We start from the raw sequence: 14,175 nt of genomic DNA, 5'->3' as shown, positions 1-14,175 counted from the left end.
TTCGGCCTATCACGCGTTTGCGACCGCGTCATGATCAAAAAACTTCAGGCTTTCAGATCGGCCACCGTATCCACATCGCGCAGGTGATCCAGCAACGAGACCCGCGCGCCGGGAACCGTGGCCAACGTGTCCGCCAAAGCGTGTTCCGTCGACCAGCGCACATTGCGAAACAGACCTGCTGGCAAAGCCGCATAGCGTTGCGCGCCAACCAACCAGTAACCGCCATCCGGTGCAGGGCCAAAGACCATTTGAGACCGCCCCAGTGCACCAAAAGCGCTGGCAATGTGAGCCCGCGAAATTCCCGGAATATCGGCACCGATCAGGCAAACCGGACCTTTGGGCATGCCCCGCAGCATTCGCCCCATCCGATCCCCCAGATCGCCACGCCCCTGTGCGGCGCGCGGCAAATCAGCCGGCCAGACCCGACTGTTCAGACCCTCTGCATCCGGGGACACCGCCAATACGATCTGCCAGCGTGGATCCCGCAGACGCCGGATCAACGACCGGGTCTGATGCCGGAACCACCATGCTGCACCCACCATGCCGATGTCGCGACCCAACCGTGTTTTCACCCGACCCGGATGGGGTTCCTTGACCATGATCACCAATGTGCGCGGCATGGGTCAGGCAAAGTATTCCGTCAGGATGCGCGTGTAGATCGACTTGAGCTGTTCGACCTGTGCCACCTCGACGCATTCATCCACCTGATGCATGGTGCGCCCGACCAGCCCAAACTCAACCACCGGGCAGTGATTTTTGACGAAACGCGCATCCGATGTGCCTCCTGTTGTGGACAACTCGGGCGTGACACCGGTTTCCGCTTCGACCGCCTTGGCCACCAGATCAGACAGTGGCCCCGGCGGGGTCAGAAAGCTTTCCCCAGAAATCTTGATTCTTACGTCCACCTCAACGCCGTACTCGGCAGCCACCTGATCCGCCTCTGATTGCAACCAATCGCTTAGGCTCGCACCGGAATGCAGATCGTTGAAACGAATATTGACCGCGCCACTGCTCCGGGCTGGGATCACGTTGGTGGCAGCGTTCCCCGTGTCGATCGTGACCACTGCCAAAGTTGAGGCGTCGAAGTGATCCGTGCCCTGATCCAGTTCGTGACTTGCCAACCGATCCATCAGCCGCGCCATCGCAGGCAGTGGGTTCTTAGCCCGATGCGGATAGGCCGAATGCCCCTGAACGCCAGTGATCGTGAACCATGCCGTCATCGAACCGCGACGGCCGATCTTCATCATCTCGCCCATCGTGTTCGGGCATGTGGGCTCACCTACCAGGCAGACCGACATGCGCTCATCTGCGCTGCTCATATAGTCGAGCAAGGCGGTGGTGCCATCCAGCGCATCACCTTCTTCATCGCCGGTAATCGCCAGGATGACGGCCCCGTCCGGCGGTGTGTCGCGCACGAAGTCTATCGCAGCCGCAGCAAACGCCGCGACCCCGGATTTCATATCGGTGGTACCGCGCCCGTACATCACACCGTCCCGCACCTCGGCCCCGAAAGGCGGCATCGTCCAAGCCTCTTCGTCGCCTACCGGAACAACATCTATGTGGCCGTTGAACCCGAAGCTGCGCGCGTGGCCTTTCTGGCCCCACCGCGCGAACAGGTTACTGATGCCGCCACGGTCGACACGTGTGCACTCAAAGCCCGCGCCAGTCAGAACCGAGTCGAGCAATTCAAGCGCGCCGCCCTCTTCCGGTGTGACCGATGGGCAACGAATCAGGTCGGCTGTCAATTGAACGGGGTCGGTCATGCGGAGGCCTCTGGAGCTTTGTCTTTCGCGGGTTCGCGCACAGATTCAACGAATTGCCCGGTTTTCCAACCCCAATCCACAAAAAAATCAATCTTCCGACGCCGGACGTGTCAAAGCGAGACCCCAACAAAACATGGCAATTTACCCAGCGACCACCTTGCCGTGTGTCACACAATCGCGTTACAGGGCCGCGAAACAGGTGAAAAGAAAATGAAACGCGCGTTTTACGCTCTGATCTGCCTGACTTTCGCCGTCATCGCACAGCAGAGCCTGGCACAGACCCTTTCCGTCACGACCGTGACACGCCCCCCGTTTTCCTATGTCGAGGACGGGGATGAAACGGGTTTCTCGATGGACTTGCTTGCGGCACTGGCCGAGTCGCTGGGCTGGGACTATTCCGTCAACCGTGTGGACGCCTTTTCCGAAATGCTGGGTGCCGTACAAGACGGGTCTGCCGACCTAGCCATCGCCAATATCTCGATCACGGCGATGCGTGAAACACAGATGGATTTCAGTCAGCCGATCTTTGAGGCAGGGCTGCAGATCATGGTGCCGTCAGACGCGGTTCGTCGGCCCTCGCTGTTGCAGGCGTTGCTGTCCAAAGAACTCTTCATTGCTATCGGTCTGGCCTTTGCCATTCTACTGGGCGGCGGCATGTTGATGTGGAGCTTTGAGCGCCGCGCCCAACCTTATTTCGACCGCAAACTGAACGAAGCCTGGTTCCCGTCATTCTGGTGGGCGCTCAACTTGGTTGTGAATGGCGGCTTCGAAGAGCGGATGCCCCGCACCCCATTTGGGCGAATGTTGGGGGTCGTGCTGGTTGTGTCGTCGCTGTTCATTGTGTCGGTTTTCACCGCACGCATAACCTCGGTCATGACGGTAGACGCGATTACCGGCAGCGTGAACTCGGTCAACGATCTTTACGGCAAAAATGTCGGCACCATTTCCAACTCGACCGCGGCAAGTTTTCTAAACCGGCGTGAGATCGAATTCACCGGCTATCCCGGACTGGAGCAGATGCTGGACGCCTTCAAGGCCGAGGAACTTGACGCAGTCGTATTTGACGCGCCAGTCCTGTCCTATTTCGCCTCGCATGAGGGGCGGCGTATTGCGTCCATGACAGGCGGCATCTTCCTGCGCGAAAACTATGGCATCGCATTCCCGACAGGATCGCCGCTGGTCGAGGACGTCAATCAGGCTTTACTGTCACTGCGCGAAGATGGAACTTACGACGAAATTTACCGCAAGTGGTTCGGTACACGAAACTAGGCTTCAGCCTCGTCGCCATAAAACGGTGTCATCTGCGCGACGATCACGGCGTTTTCGTCCAATGCGCGTTGCATTAGGGCACGCTCGTCCGGCTCTATGTCATGCCCTTGCGCTTCGCGTTCCGCCAAAGTGCCATACCCGGTGACATCCAGCGGCGCTGTATCGGCTTGCTTCAGAATGGCCACCGTTTCGCGCACGGCCTCGGCCTCGTCGACTCCGCTGGCATAGCAGATCAACGCCGCGCCGGTCGCCCCTTCGGGCAGCCCGTCACCATCCTTGCGACCGATCTGGACCAGAAGAGTATAAACTTGCTGACGCGAAGGTTTCTTTTGCTTTTCCATGCGCAGGGCCATAGCTGCGTGCCCGCCGACGGTCAAGAAGCCCAGAATTGCAGACGGGCAATCTGGCGTCCATAGTACCGGTAAACAGCCGAACCATGACAACACAGGACCATTTCATGACATATCCCGATTTCATCACAGCATTTCCCAGCCTCGACGTCCCTTTCCCCGAAGATGTAGTTCAGACCGCTGTGATCCGGTCGGATGCTGGGCTGGTGGCGTTTTTTACTTTTCTCAAGGATTTTGAACTGCCCGCACATTCTCACAAAGCCCAATGGGGCACTGTCGTCGAGGGTGAGGTCGAACTGACCATCGGCACCGAGACCAGAATATACCGCCCGGGCGACAGCTATTCGATCCCTTCGGGTGTCGAACACGGTGGCAAGATCAAAGCGGGTTCTCGTGTGATTGACGTTTTTGAAGAACCAGACCGCTATCCGGTGAAGGCATAAGGCTCAAAAAAGGGCTGCAGCGCAAGCTACAGCCCTTCTTGGAGGATATACGGCAATTTAGTCGCGCAGCAATTCGTTGATGCCGGTTTTCGAGCGTGTCTTTTCATCCACCCGTTTCACGATCACGGCACAGTACAGGCTGATGTTGTTCTTGGAAGGCATCGAACCGGCAACAACCACCGAATAGGGCGGCACTTCGCCATAGGTGACTTCGCCGGTTTCACGGTCCACGATTTTGGTGGATTTGCCGATGAACACGCCCATGCCCAGAACCGAACCTTCGCGTACGATACAACCCTCGACCACTTCGGAACGGGCACCGATAAAGCAATTGTCTTCGATGATGGTCGGTCCGGCCTGCATGGGCTCAAGGACACCACCGATGCCGACGCCCCCCGACAGGTGAACGTTCTTGCCGATCTGCGCACAGGATCCAACGGTGGCCCATGTATCAACCATGGTGCCTTCATCGACATAAGCGCCCAGGTTCACAAAAGACGGCATCAGAACAGCGCCGGGTGCGATATAGGCAGACTTGCGGACAACGCAGTTCGGCACAGCACGGAACCCGGCGGCTTGCCATTGGCTTGCGTCCCAACCGGCGAACTTGCTGTCCACCTTGTCCCACCAGCCGCCAGCCTGCGGACCACCGGACTGGATTTCCATATCCTTGATGCGAAAGCCCAGCAGAACCGCTTTCTTGGCCCACTGGTTCACGTGCCAGTCGCCATTTTCAAGCTTTTCCGCAACACGCAGCGATCCGCTGTCCAGCGCGTTCAGCGTATCCTCGATCGCTTCACGCTGTTCGCCGGTGGTGGCGGGCGTGATTGTGTCGCGCGCCTCCCAGGCGGCTTCGATGGCGGCTTCCAGTTGCGCGTTGGACATGGGGCGTCTCCCTACAGAATCTGTTCGTGTCGGTTTGGCCTATACGCAAGTGGAAACAATGGTGCAATGCGACGAACATGGATCATTTTGCGTCTGAAACGGCCTTTCGTCAGCTTGCGCGGCGTATATGGCGGGTCAGGATGCCCTTGGCGGTGCTCAGATCCCTGCGCCTGAGGGCCTGAACCAGCGCGGCGTGATCCTTGTCTACCTGCTGCACCCATTTTGACCGCCAATGTGCGAACAGGTGGCGCGCGCTTGCGATATGCAGATCGTCAATGGCGTGCAAAAGCCGGGGTAGGCCACAAGGTGTCAGAATGGCACGATGGAACGCTCGGTTCAAAGCTTCCCATTGCGGCATCGTCTGCGCCTCATCACAGGCGATGCGTGCGCGATCGATCTTGTCCAACGCGACCGGAGACATGTTCTGCACGGATTGCTGCAACGCAAGGGTCTCTAACGCCACTCGCATTTCTATCACCTCACGCACTTCTGCCGGGTCCAGCGCGGTGACGCGCATCCCGCGGCGAGGCTCATGCCGGGCCAATCCATGCGCCTCAAGCCGCAACAGGGCTTCACGTACAGGGACGTGACTGGTGTCAAATTGGCGGGCAATATGGTCTTGCCGCAGCTTTTCCCCGGCCTCAAGCTCTCCGGTGATGATTTGCTGGCTCAGGTTTTGGTAGATCGTGTCGGAAATCGTAGCGGACATGGATTATAGATAAAATCCGCCCTACCCGTTCACAAGCCGATAATTCACCCTGCAAACGGGTCCGGTGCAATATTTGCGCCGCACAGCAGAACGGCAACACGCTCATCCGGTTCAGGCTGGTAGACACCCGACGCCAATGCAGCCAAGGCTGCTGCGCCTGCGGGCTCCACCAAAATGCGGTGGCTCTGCCAAAGCGCCTTTTGCGCATCCGCAATCGCGTCATCCGATACCAGAACCGAGCTCATGCCTTGCGCCAGATCGAAACAGATCTGTCCGATCCGCCGCGCGCCCAGCGCATTTGCAGCGATACCCGAGACAGATACATCCACCGGCTTACCCGCCTGTAACGCAGCGTTCAGCGCGCACGAGGTTTCAGGTTCGACTGCAACGACCTTGCGCGCGCCGTCAAACCACGCCAGCGCACCGGCAATAAGACCGCCGCCACCCACAGCAACCAGAACCGTATCGGCCTGCAACCCCTGAGCATCCCATTCGGCAAAACAGGTCCCTTGCCCCGCCACTGTCGCCGGGGCGTCATAGGCGTGAATTTGCATGGCACCAGTAGCTGCCTCATGTTCTTGCGCCGCGGTCAGCGCGTTGGCGTATTCGCCGGACACGACGCTTAGATCCGCGCCAGTTTGCCGGATCAGCGCGATTTTCGACGGACCTGCCAGTTCCGGTACGAATATCTTGGCGGGATAGCCCAGCGTCTGCGCAGCATAAGCAGCCGCCGCACCATGGTTGCCCCCGGACGCGGCCACAACGCCTGCCTGTGGCACGTCCATGCTGAGCAATGTGTTGAACGCGCCCCGTGCCTTGAAACTGCCAGTGTGCTGCATGTGCTCGAGTTTTAGCTCGATCGGATAGCCCGGAATGCGGCTTTCCATCACTGGGGTCACTTGTGCATATCCGGCGATACGGTCGCGGGCTTTTGAAATTTCACTTTTCCAATTCATTCTTGTCTTTCCGTGACTGGCGCTCTGATCGCGAACCCTATAGCTGTTTCATGAACACGCAAGCAGGGATCGATCACCTATGAGAGAAGACCGCCACAATCCGTTCCGCGACGCGCAGACCGACCGCTCGACCGCGAGTGAGGTTCCGGACACGCCGCAGACGCGTTCACCTGCCTATCGCCTTGCCTTTGCCGATGACGAATTCTTGTGCCGGGACGAATTGCGCCCGGTGCGTCTGCAACTGGAATTGCTGAAGCCCGAGATGATCATGATCGAGCGCGAGATCACCTCGACCATTGTGATGTTCGGCGGCGCGCGCATTCCGGAACCGTCGCAGAAACACACGGCGCGAACAGAGACTTTGGCCGGGTTGTCACAATATTACGATGAGGCGCGTGAGTTCGCGCGGCTAATGACCGAAAAGTCAAACGAAACCGGATGCCGTGAGAACGTCATCGTCACCGGCGGTGGTCCCGGTGTGATGGAGGCCGGAAACCGTGGCGCGCAGGACGCGGGTGGGTGTTCGATCGGCTTGAATATCGTGCTGCCGCATGAACAGGCGCCGAACCTCTATGTGACGCCGGACCTCAGCTTCAACTTCCATTACTTTGCCATTCGCAAGATGCATTTCCTGATGCGCGCCCGCGCCATCACCATCTTCCCCGGCGGTTTTGGCACCATGGATGAACTGTTCGAATCCCTGACCCTGATCCAGACCGGGCGGATGGACCGCGTGCCCTTCCTGCTGTTTGGCCGCGAATTCTGGGAAAAGGTCATCAATTGGGAAGCGCTGGCCGATGCCGGCACCATCTCGGAAGAAGACCTCGACCTGTTCCGGTTCGTCGACACCGCGCAAGAGGCGGTCGAGATCATCGAGAACTGGGAACCCGCCCCGCCCCGCGACGAAATTCCGGGGCGCTGAGCTATGGCTTCTAAAACCGGAGAGATGCTGCACCTGCGCGGCAACGCGTTGAACGCCGGTGAGCCGGTAACCCTGCCACTGACCCAAAGCAGCATGTACCACCTGCCCGGCGTGACGGAAGGTTTGCGCACCTATGGCCGCGTCGACAACCCAACCTGGGAGCATCTGGAACATGTTCTGGCCCATCTGGAGGACGCACCCTGCCTGACATTCCCTTCGGGGATGGCAGCGATCTCGGCAGCGTTGTTCGCGACCCTGAAGGCCGGATCACGCCTGCTGATCCCGTCGGACGGGTACTACGTGACACGCCTGCTGGCGGATCGTTTCCTTTCAGGTCTGGGCGTGACCGTTGAGGAACGACCCACTGCCGCCTTTACCAACGGCGGTTTTGACGGGTTCGATGTTGTCTTTGTAGAAAGCCCCTCGAACCCCGGTTTGGATATGATCGATCTGGCAGCGGTTGCTGAACAGGCGCGCGCAGCCGGGGGAGTGACCATTGCCGACAACACGACGATGACCCCGCTGGGTCAACGCCCACTGGAACTGGGCATCGATGTGGTTGTATCGTCAGATACCAAGGCGATGGGCGGGCATTCCGACATGCTGATGGGCCATGTGGCCAGCCGCAACAACGATATCATGGAACGGGTCGAGGAATGGCGAAAAGTGTCCGGATCAATCCCCGGACCGCATGAGGCGTGGCTGCTGCATCGCGGGCTGGAAACGCTGGATGTACGCTTTGACCGTATGTGCAGCTCGGCGCAGGTGTTGGCCGAACGTTTGGCGTCACATCCCACAGTGAAACAGGTCCGCTATCCAGGTCTGCCGGGCGATCCATCCCACAAACTGGCACAGTCACAGACGGCACGCTTCGGGTTTCTGCTGTCCCTGACACTGGAAAGTGAAGAGAAAGCCGAAGCCTTCATCAACGCTTGCCCCCTTCTGCGCCCCGCCACTTCTTTCGGAGGGGTCCACAGTTCAGCCGAACGTCGCGCGCGATGGGGCGACGATGTCGATCCCGCCTTCATCCGCCTGTCCGTCGGATGCGAACCTGTAGAAGAACTGTGGCAAGCCATCGAGGCCAGCCTGAACGCGCTGTGATTACTTCTTGGCTTCGCGCAGTTCTTTGAACACGTAGATCGGCAGCACAACGCTGGCGATCAGCGCCCCCAGCCAGACCAACAGCGTTGCTCCCAACAGGTTCGCAACTCCACCTACGGTCAGCCCAGCGGTTATCAGATCAGTCACCAACAGGCCTACAAAGGTCACGATCAAAGCAATCCCGCCCTTCAGCGCAGGCGCTTTCTTTTCACCCAGCTTCAGGATCAGGGGTTCGGCAATCAGCTGCACCACGGTGAAGACGATTACAACGACGATGAAAGAGATCGGCTTGATCGCAAATCCTGACAACAACAGCGAGGCAAGCAATAACCCAATGGCATTCCCGGCCAGCAAGGCCAGAGCCGACTTAATTCTACGAGACATGAGACGATCTCCGTCAATCAACAATTAGAAACATGCAGATGTTAACAGACCTGCAGGATTTTACGAGGCAATTCAATCGTCTCTTCCTTTTGACCCGTTGAAATCGCATGGTAGAAGACATTCATCAAGATCAGACATGCCCTGACCCGTGAGAGTGAGATGAGCGACGATCCCTATTCCGTTCTTGGCGTGGCAAAAGACGCCAGCGCCGCCGAGATCAAGAAAGCCTATCGGCGCATTGCCAAGGAATGCCATCCGGACCTGAAGCCCGGCGATGCCGAGGCTGAGGCCAAGTTCAAAGCCGCCGCCGCAGCCTACGATTTGCTGAAAGACCCGGAAACCCGTGCCCGGTATGACAATGGCGAGATTGACGCCTCGGGTCAGGAACGCCCGCAACAGCAGTTTTACCGTGAATATGCCGAAGCCGCTGGCAACCCCTATCGCGGACGTCAGGCAGACCCGGACGACATGTCCGACATCTTCGCCGAATTCATGCGCGGGCGTGGCGGGTTTGGCGGCCAGCGCGGCCATGAGTTTCACGCGCCGGGGCACAACCTGAACTATTCGCTGCAGATCAGTTTTCTGGATGCCGTGTTCGGGGCGAGTCAGAAACTTACCCTGCCCGACGGCGACCGAATCGAGGTGAAGATCCCGGCTGGAATTACAGACGGCCAGACCATCCGCCTGCGCGGCAAAGGGGCGCCGGGATTTGGTGAAGGCCCTCCGGGCGACGCTCTGGTAACTGTTTCGGTCGCCAGTCATCCGGTATTTGATCGTCAGGGCGACGACATCCACATCACGCTGCCCATCACCATTGACGAGGCGATTCTGGGCGGCAAAGTCCCCGCCCCTACGATTGATGGCGGCGTGAATGTCAGCGTACCGGCGGGCACCAGCAGTGGTAAAACCCTGCGATTGCGGGGCAAGGGTGTCAAAAAACGCGGCTCGTCCGAGCGTGGGGATCAGTTGATCGAACTGACCGTATCGATGCCCGACAAGATTGATGACGACCTGAAACAGTTCATGGAGACCTGGCGTGAAACACACAGCTACGATCCCCGGAAAGGAATGCCGTCATGACCCTGACCGAGAAGGAACTGATCGAAACCGTCGCCCGACTGACCTCGGACCGACTGACCGAGTATCTGGCGGCCGAGATTGTGATCCCCGAACAATCAGATAAGGGGTTAGTTTATCACAGCATCGACGTCGCCCGTCTGGAACTGGCCTGCGAGTTGCACGAACAGTACGACATGGAGGCAGATGCACTGTCGATGATGATCTCACTGATTGATCAGATGCACGGGCTGCGGGCCGAGTTGCGCGAGGTTCTGAACGCGGTCGAGGCTCAACCCGAACCGGTGCGTCAGCAACTGGTTGAAGTGATCGGCACAGCGCGATTCCGTCGCAGATAACGGGGTTTTGGACTCGACCCATTTGGCGTAGAAGGCCGCCTTGATCCTTTGCCAGGTGGCTCTATGACCCAGTCCCGATCCGAATTGCTGATGCCCGCGGGCAATCTGCGCAAGTTGAAACTCGCCATCCTGTACGGCGCAGACGCAGTGTATCTGGGCACGCCCGACATGTCGTTGCGCACGAAATCCGAGTTCTCGCTGGAAGAGGTGATCGAAGGGGTTGAGTTCTGCCACAGCCATGGCCGACGCGCCTATCTGACGCTGAACCTGTTTTCGCATAATAAAGACATCCCGAAACTGGATGAGTACATCGACACGGTGCGCAAGGTGCAGCCCGACGGGCTGATCATTGCTGATCCGGGTGTGTTCCAATATGTCCGCGAACGCGCACCCGAACTGCCGCTGCATATCTCGACCCAGGCCAATATCTGTTCGTGGCTGTCGGTGAAGTTCTGGCAGGATCAGGGCGCTGAACTGGTGGTTCTGGCACGCGAAGTCTCGTACCCCGAGCTTGTGGAAATCCGCGAGAAGTGCCCTGACATCAAGCTTGAGGCTTTCGTCCACGGTGCGATGTGCATGACCTATTCAGGTCGTTGCCTGCTTTCGAACTTTATGGCCGAACGCGGGGCGAACCAGGGCAATTGCGCCAATTCCTGCCGCTGGAACTATGGCCTGAAACTGCGCCTGAAGGACGGCACGCATCAGGAACTGCGCATCACCGACGAAAACGCGGACCTGTTTGAATTCCTGCTGGAAGAAGGCTGCCGCCCCGGTGATTTGATGCCAATCGAAGAAGATGATCGCGGGTCATACATCCTGAACTCCCGCGATCTGTGCATCATGCCCAAGCTGGATGAATACCTGAAGATCGGTGTCGACAGCCTCAAGGTCGAAGGGCGCGGTAAGTCGGAGTATTACGCCGCCATCGTTGCGCGGGCGTATCGGATGGCGATCGACGACTACAATGCCGATCCTGAGAACTGGGATCCCAGACCATATATGCGCGAACTGGAAACCGTAGGAAACCGCGGCTACACGCTCGCCTTCCACGAAGGGCGCCTGACCAACTATGCGCATGACTACGAACACACCGCTTCGATCGCGCAGTGGGAGTATGCGGGGATTGTCACCGAAGTGACTGAAGACGCCTTTCTGGTCGAGGTGAAGAACAAGCTGGAACCGGGCGACGTGTTGGATTTTGTCTCGCCTATCTCACGCGATACGGTTCTGCTGCGTGTCTACGATTTCGAACGCGCGTCTGACGGCAAGCGGCTGGATGTGGTGCATGGCAGCACGAAGACAGCCATCCGACTGCCTTTCACCCTGTTCGATCACGAAGACATTGACGACCTGCGCGCGCGCTTCCCGGTTTATTCGGTCCTGCGCAAGGAACGTGCCCTGACCGACGAACACTGGAGCCGCATTCGTTTCGACAAACTGGTGCAAGGGCTGGAAACCACTGGCCGCGACAACCCGACGGCTTATGCCCGTCGTCGCGACGAACTGGTCGAAAAGATCGGCGAGGATGGCAATGAACGCCGGTTCAAGACCAACCGTATCGGAACCGAAGGCTGCTGTGGCAAGGGGTGTAACGGGTGTCTGATCTTCTGGCAGGATGAGAAATACGCGCTGGCTCGAGAAGTTCTGTCAAAACGCAAACAAGGCGAACAACTCAGCCGCCGCGAGGCGACGGAACTGAAGCTGCCAGGCGAACCGGCCTGATCCGGTTCATTCGCTCTTGCGATACTCTTCCGGCACATAAAACGTGTAGTCTCGATCCGCCACCTGTTCGTGGCAGACATGGCAATACGCGACTTCACCGGCGCGATCACCCAAGGTATCGCCAAACACAGAACCGTCTGGCAGGACCATGATATAACGCCAATCCGCTGTATCCGGGTTCGCCCCGTTTGCCAGTTTCTCCATTATGAACATGGCACCTGGATGTATGCGCCCTTCATCCGTCACGGTCATGCTGTCCTTGGCCAGGACAGAACCCATAGGCAGCTCTTCGCCTTTTTGCAAAGTCGCATAGTTATGGGCCATGCGGTTGGCATAACTGTTCACAAACCGCTGGCCATGGGTTGCCGAAATATAGGGTGCATCGTTGAATAACGGCCAGCTTTGGTAGTTGAGGATCAGGTCCAGTTGCGCCGCTGCATACCCGCGCGCCATGCGACGGTTCAGCGAACGGTAGTGCTTCAAAGCCTCGTCCTTGCTCAGCTCAGCAGGGTTTTCGATCGCGATATGAGCATTTTCGCTGTCGGCAAAAACCAAACTTGAACTTACCGCAAACGCAAAGGCAAACAAGATTGCTCCGAAAAGGTTAGTGTTAGTAAAGCTTGTGTTCATAATATTGGCCCACCTGAAAATCAGTTCGCCTGAGCACCGCCTGACAGCACCGGTTTAGTCTAGCGACCTCGCAATAACTTGCCAGCTCTGGCCCGGTCCGCTCACCACCTTGTGCATGGATTTGAAAAGGGCCATGCTAGCGATGAACACGGGAAACATAGCAAATTATGCATATTGTTTCAGCACCTGAAACATTAAGTTTACAAGTACACTTATGGCGTGCAGGTGGCGACCGAAAACACTTGATGCGCGATACAACCGACCCGGTCGGACGCCGGCGGAAACTCTATCGGCTCAACCCTGTTTCGGCCTCGATCTGTTTGCGAGACTTGCGAGCGCGTTCGGTTGCCGATTTCAACTGACCACAGGCCGCCATGATATCCTCACCGCGCGTCTTGCGAATGGGCGATGCATAGCCCGCGTGGTAGATGATATTCGCAAAAGCCCGGATACGGTTGTTCGAGCTGCGCTTATACGGCGCGCCGGGCCATTCATTGAACGGAATCAGGTTGATCTTGGCCGGGATGTTGTAACGCTTGATGTGGTCGATCAGGCGGTGTGCATCCTCATCACTGTCGTTCACGCCATCCAGCATCACATATTCAAAGGTGATCCGTTCGGAGTTCGACGCATTGGGATAGCTGGCCAGCGCCTGTAGCAATTCTTCGATGTTCCAACGCTTGTTAATCGGCACCAGCACGTCGCGGGTCTCATCCGTGGTGGCATGGAATGAGATCGCCAGCAAACAGCCGATTTCCTCAGCCGTGCGCGCGATTTCGGGCACGACGCCAGAGGTCGACAGCGTGATACGGCGGCGCGACAGGGAAATCCCTTCGGGATCCATGGCGATTTTCATCGCATCACGGACGTTTTCGAAATTGTAAAGCGGTTCGCCCATGCCCATCAGAACGATGTTCGACAGCAGGCGCGTTTCATCCTTGGGCGCACCGGGGGTGGGCCATTCGTCAAGATCATCGCGGGCCATCATGATCTGACCAACGATCTCGGCCGCAGTCAGGTTGCGCACCAGTTTCTGGGTGCCGGTATGACAGAATGAACAAGTCAGCGTGCACCCGACCTGAGACGAGATGCAAAGCGTGCCGCGATCCTCTTCGGGGATATAGACGACCTCAACCTCATGCCCGCCTGCGATACGGCACAGATACTTGCGGGTGCCATCCTCAGAAACCTGGCGGGTCACAACCTCGGGGATTTCGATCACGAAATTCTCGGCCAATTGTGCGCGGTAGGCTTTGGCCAGGTTGGTCATCTCGGCAAAGTCTCGCACACCCCATTGATAGATCCACTGCCAGATCTGACCGGTGCGCATCTTGGCCTGCTTTTCCGGCGTGCCGTGTTCGATCAGAACAGCGCGCAGCTGGTCGCGGGTTAGCCCGACAAGGTTGATCTTTCCCTCGGGCAGTTTGCGAGGGAGGGTCAGGACATCTTGAGTGATCGGCGCTTTGGGCGACATTTTGGGCTCTCTGAGGCGTATCTCGAAAGATTCTGGCTTGGGATGCGCCTCTATATAGGAACCTGCGCAAAGATCAAAAGGATTCGTCACAATTGGCGGGTATGCATGGAAAAGCCACAGTAACACAGTCACTGCGGCCATTGTCTTGTTTT

At 58.0% G+C, this 14,175-nt stretch carries 16 protein-coding genes; 7 read left to right on the top strand and 9 right to left on the bottom strand.

Going from position 1 to position 14,175, the window contains the following annotated elements:
- Nucleotides 1-44: 44 nt before the first annotated feature.
- Together I9187_RS01895 and dapE are read right to left on the bottom strand one after the other, a co-directional pair.
- Nucleotides 45-620 (bottom strand): TIGR04282 family arsenosugar biosynthesis glycosyltransferase, encoded by a 576-nt coding sequence (locus tag I9187_RS01895; protein WP_171180366.1) that lies wholly within the window; start codon nt 618-620, stop codon nt 45-47.
- Between the two features lie 3 nt (nt 621-623).
- The gene (gene dapE, locus I9187_RS01890; RefSeq protein ID WP_171620116.1) at nt 624-1,763 is read right to left on the bottom strand and encodes a succinyl-diaminopimelate desuccinylase; all 1,140 of its coding nucleotides are present in this window, start codon (nt 1,761-1,763) and stop codon (nt 624-626) included.
- A gap of 210 nt (nt 1,764-1,973) precedes the next feature.
- On the opposite strand from dapE, the gene I9187_RS01885 reads away from it, so the two are divergent.
- A complete protein-coding gene (locus I9187_RS01885) occupies nt 1,974-3,032 on the top strand; it encodes a transporter substrate-binding domain-containing protein (protein WP_171180370.1) in 1,059 nt (352 codons plus the stop codon).
- Here I9187_RS01885 and I9187_RS01880 read toward each other — a convergent pair.
- Nucleotides 3,029-3,373 carry a hypothetical protein gene (locus I9187_RS01880; RefSeq protein ID WP_171180372.1) on the bottom strand — a complete coding sequence of 115 codons (345 nt, stop codon included), beginning with the start codon at nt 3,371-3,373 and terminating at the stop codon, nt 3,029-3,031. The two genes, I9187_RS01885 and I9187_RS01880, sit on opposite strands and share 4 nt — an antisense overlap.
- A 116-nt stretch (nt 3,374-3,489) precedes the next feature.
- Between I9187_RS01880 and I9187_RS01875 the strand changes: the two genes are divergently transcribed.
- Complete coding sequence (locus I9187_RS01875) at nt 3,490-3,825, top strand: cupin domain-containing protein (protein ID WP_171180425.1); 336 nt, start codon at nt 3,490-3,492, stop codon at nt 3,823-3,825.
- A gap of 57 nt (nt 3,826-3,882) precedes the next feature.
- Here I9187_RS01875 and dapD read toward each other — a convergent pair whose 3' ends face one another.
- The 3 genes from dapD to I9187_RS01860 all read right to left on the bottom strand — a co-directional run bounded on the left by dapD (nt 3,883) and on the right by I9187_RS01860 (nt 6,375).
- Nucleotides 3,883-4,710 (bottom strand): 2,3,4,5-tetrahydropyridine-2,6-dicarboxylate N-succinyltransferase, encoded by an 828-nt coding sequence (dapD, locus tag I9187_RS01870; protein ID WP_171105853.1) that lies wholly within the window; start codon nt 4,708-4,710, stop codon nt 3,883-3,885.
- A 109-nt stretch (nt 4,711-4,819) separates the two neighbouring features.
- A complete protein-coding gene (locus tag I9187_RS01865) occupies nt 4,820-5,419 on the bottom strand; it encodes a GntR family transcriptional regulator (protein ID WP_171180376.1) in 600 nt (199 codons plus the stop codon).
- Nucleotides 5,420-5,463: 44 nt separating this feature from the next.
- On the bottom strand, nt 5,464-6,375 hold the full coding sequence (locus tag I9187_RS01860; RefSeq protein ID WP_171180378.1) for a threonine/serine dehydratase: 912 nt from the start codon (nt 6,373-6,375) through the stop codon (nt 5,464-5,466).
- Nucleotides 6,376-6,454: 79 nt separating this feature from the next.
- Here I9187_RS01860 and I9187_RS01855 point away from each other — a divergent pair, with 79 nt between their 5' ends.
- Together I9187_RS01855 and I9187_RS01850 are read left to right on the top strand one after the other, a co-directional pair.
- Nucleotides 6,455-7,297, top strand: coding sequence for a TIGR00730 family Rossman fold protein (locus I9187_RS01855; protein ID WP_171180380.1), 843 nt, complete (start codon nt 6,455-6,457; stop codon nt 7,295-7,297).
- Between the two features lie 3 nt (nt 7,298-7,300).
- Nucleotides 7,301-8,398: a cystathionine gamma-lyase gene (locus tag I9187_RS01850; protein ID WP_171180382.1), complete on the top strand. Its 1,098-nt coding sequence runs from the start codon at nt 7,301-7,303 to the stop codon at nt 8,396-8,398.
- Here the strand turns inward: I9187_RS01850 and I9187_RS01845 are convergent, their stop codons facing one another.
- Nucleotides 8,399-8,782: a hypothetical protein gene (locus I9187_RS01845; RefSeq protein ID WP_171180384.1), complete on the bottom strand. Its 384-nt coding sequence runs from the start codon at nt 8,780-8,782 to the stop codon at nt 8,399-8,401. It abuts the gene before it with no gap.
- 159 nt (nt 8,783-8,941) lie between these two features.
- Between I9187_RS01845 and I9187_RS01840 the strand changes: the two genes are divergently transcribed.
- The 3 genes from I9187_RS01840 (at nt 8,942) to I9187_RS01830 (ending at nt 11,919) form a co-directional block, all read left to right on the top strand.
- Nucleotides 8,942-9,862, top strand: a complete 921-nt coding sequence (locus I9187_RS01840; protein WP_171180386.1) for a J domain-containing protein — start codon at nt 8,942-8,944, stop codon at nt 9,860-9,862.
- The gene (locus tag I9187_RS01835; protein ID WP_171095721.1) at nt 9,859-10,197 is read left to right on the top strand and encodes a hypothetical protein; all 339 of its coding nucleotides are present in this window, start codon (nt 9,859-9,861) and stop codon (nt 10,195-10,197) included. The genes I9187_RS01840 and I9187_RS01835 overlap by 4 nt, the downstream gene beginning before the upstream one ends.
- 63 nt (nt 10,198-10,260) lie before the next feature.
- The gene (locus tag I9187_RS01830; RefSeq protein ID WP_171236128.1) at nt 10,261-11,919 is read left to right on the top strand and encodes a U32 family peptidase; all 1,659 of its coding nucleotides are present in this window, start codon (nt 10,261-10,263) and stop codon (nt 11,917-11,919) included.
- A 6-nt stretch (nt 11,920-11,925) separates the two neighbouring features.
- Here I9187_RS01830 and I9187_RS01825 read toward each other — a convergent pair whose 3' ends face one another.
- Together I9187_RS01825 and rlmN are read right to left on the bottom strand one after the other, a co-directional pair.
- Nucleotides 11,926-12,549, bottom strand: coding sequence for a cytochrome P460 family protein (locus tag I9187_RS01825; RefSeq protein WP_209509699.1), 624 nt, complete (start codon nt 12,547-12,549; stop codon nt 11,926-11,928).
- 286 nt (nt 12,550-12,835) lie between these two features.
- Nucleotides 12,836-14,023, bottom strand: a complete 1,188-nt coding sequence (rlmN, locus tag I9187_RS01820) for a 23S rRNA (adenine(2503)-C(2))-methyltransferase RlmN (protein WP_171180392.1) — start codon at nt 14,021-14,023, stop codon at nt 12,836-12,838.
- Between the last annotated feature and the right edge of the window lie 152 nt (nt 14,024-14,175).

This window comes from Ruegeria sp. HKCCE4148, from assembly GCF_017872495.1.
Taxonomy (GTDB): domain Bacteria; phylum Pseudomonadota; class Alphaproteobacteria; order Rhodobacterales; family Rhodobacteraceae; genus Ruegeria.
This window is presented reverse-complemented; position numbering and strand designations above follow the sequence as displayed.

Bases quoted from the DNA above. Each gene is read 5' to 3' on its own strand.
- I9187_RS01895 (WP_171180366.1), bottom strand. From the start codon at position 620: ATGCCGCGCACATTGGTGATCATGGTCAAGGAACCCCATCCGGGTCGG.
- dapE (WP_171620116.1), bottom strand. From the start codon at position 1,763: ATGACCGACCCCGTTCAATTGACAGCCGACCTGATTCGTTGCCCATCG.
- I9187_RS01885 (WP_171180370.1), top strand. From the start codon at position 1,974: ATGAAACGCGCGTTTTACGCTCTGATCTGCCTGACTTTCGCCGTCATC.
- I9187_RS01880 (WP_171180372.1), bottom strand. From the start codon at position 3,373: ATGGAAAAGCAAAAGAAACCTTCGCGTCAGCAAGTTTATACTCTTCTG.
- I9187_RS01875 (WP_171180425.1), top strand. From the start codon at position 3,490: ATGACATATCCCGATTTCATCACAGCATTTCCCAGCCTCGACGTCCCT.
- dapD (WP_171105853.1), bottom strand. From the start codon at position 4,710: ATGTCCAACGCGCAACTGGAAGCCGCCATCGAAGCCGCCTGGGAGGCG.
- I9187_RS01865 (WP_171180376.1), bottom strand. From the start codon at position 5,419: ATGTCCGCTACGATTTCCGACACGATCTACCAAAACCTGAGCCAGCAA.
- I9187_RS01860 (WP_171180378.1), bottom strand. From the start codon at position 6,375: ATGAATTGGAAAAGTGAAATTTCAAAAGCCCGCGACCGTATCGCCGGA.
- I9187_RS01855 (WP_171180380.1), top strand. From the start codon at position 6,455: ATGAGAGAAGACCGCCACAATCCGTTCCGCGACGCGCAGACCGACCGC.
- I9187_RS01850 (WP_171180382.1), top strand. From the start codon at position 7,301: ATGGCTTCTAAAACCGGAGAGATGCTGCACCTGCGCGGCAACGCGTTG.
- I9187_RS01845 (WP_171180384.1), bottom strand. From the start codon at position 8,782: ATGTCTCGTAGAATTAAGTCGGCTCTGGCCTTGCTGGCCGGGAATGCC.
- I9187_RS01840 (WP_171180386.1), top strand. From the start codon at position 8,942: ATGAGCGACGATCCCTATTCCGTTCTTGGCGTGGCAAAAGACGCCAGC.
- I9187_RS01835 (WP_171095721.1), top strand. From the start codon at position 9,859: ATGACCCTGACCGAGAAGGAACTGATCGAAACCGTCGCCCGACTGACC.
- I9187_RS01830 (WP_171236128.1), top strand. From the start codon at position 10,261: ATGACCCAGTCCCGATCCGAATTGCTGATGCCCGCGGGCAATCTGCGC.
- I9187_RS01825 (WP_209509699.1), bottom strand. From the start codon at position 12,549: ATGAACACAAGCTTTACTAACACTAACCTTTTCGGAGCAATCTTGTTT.
- rlmN (WP_171180392.1), bottom strand. From the start codon at position 14,023: ATGTCGCCCAAAGCGCCGATCACTCAAGATGTCCTGACCCTCCCTCGC.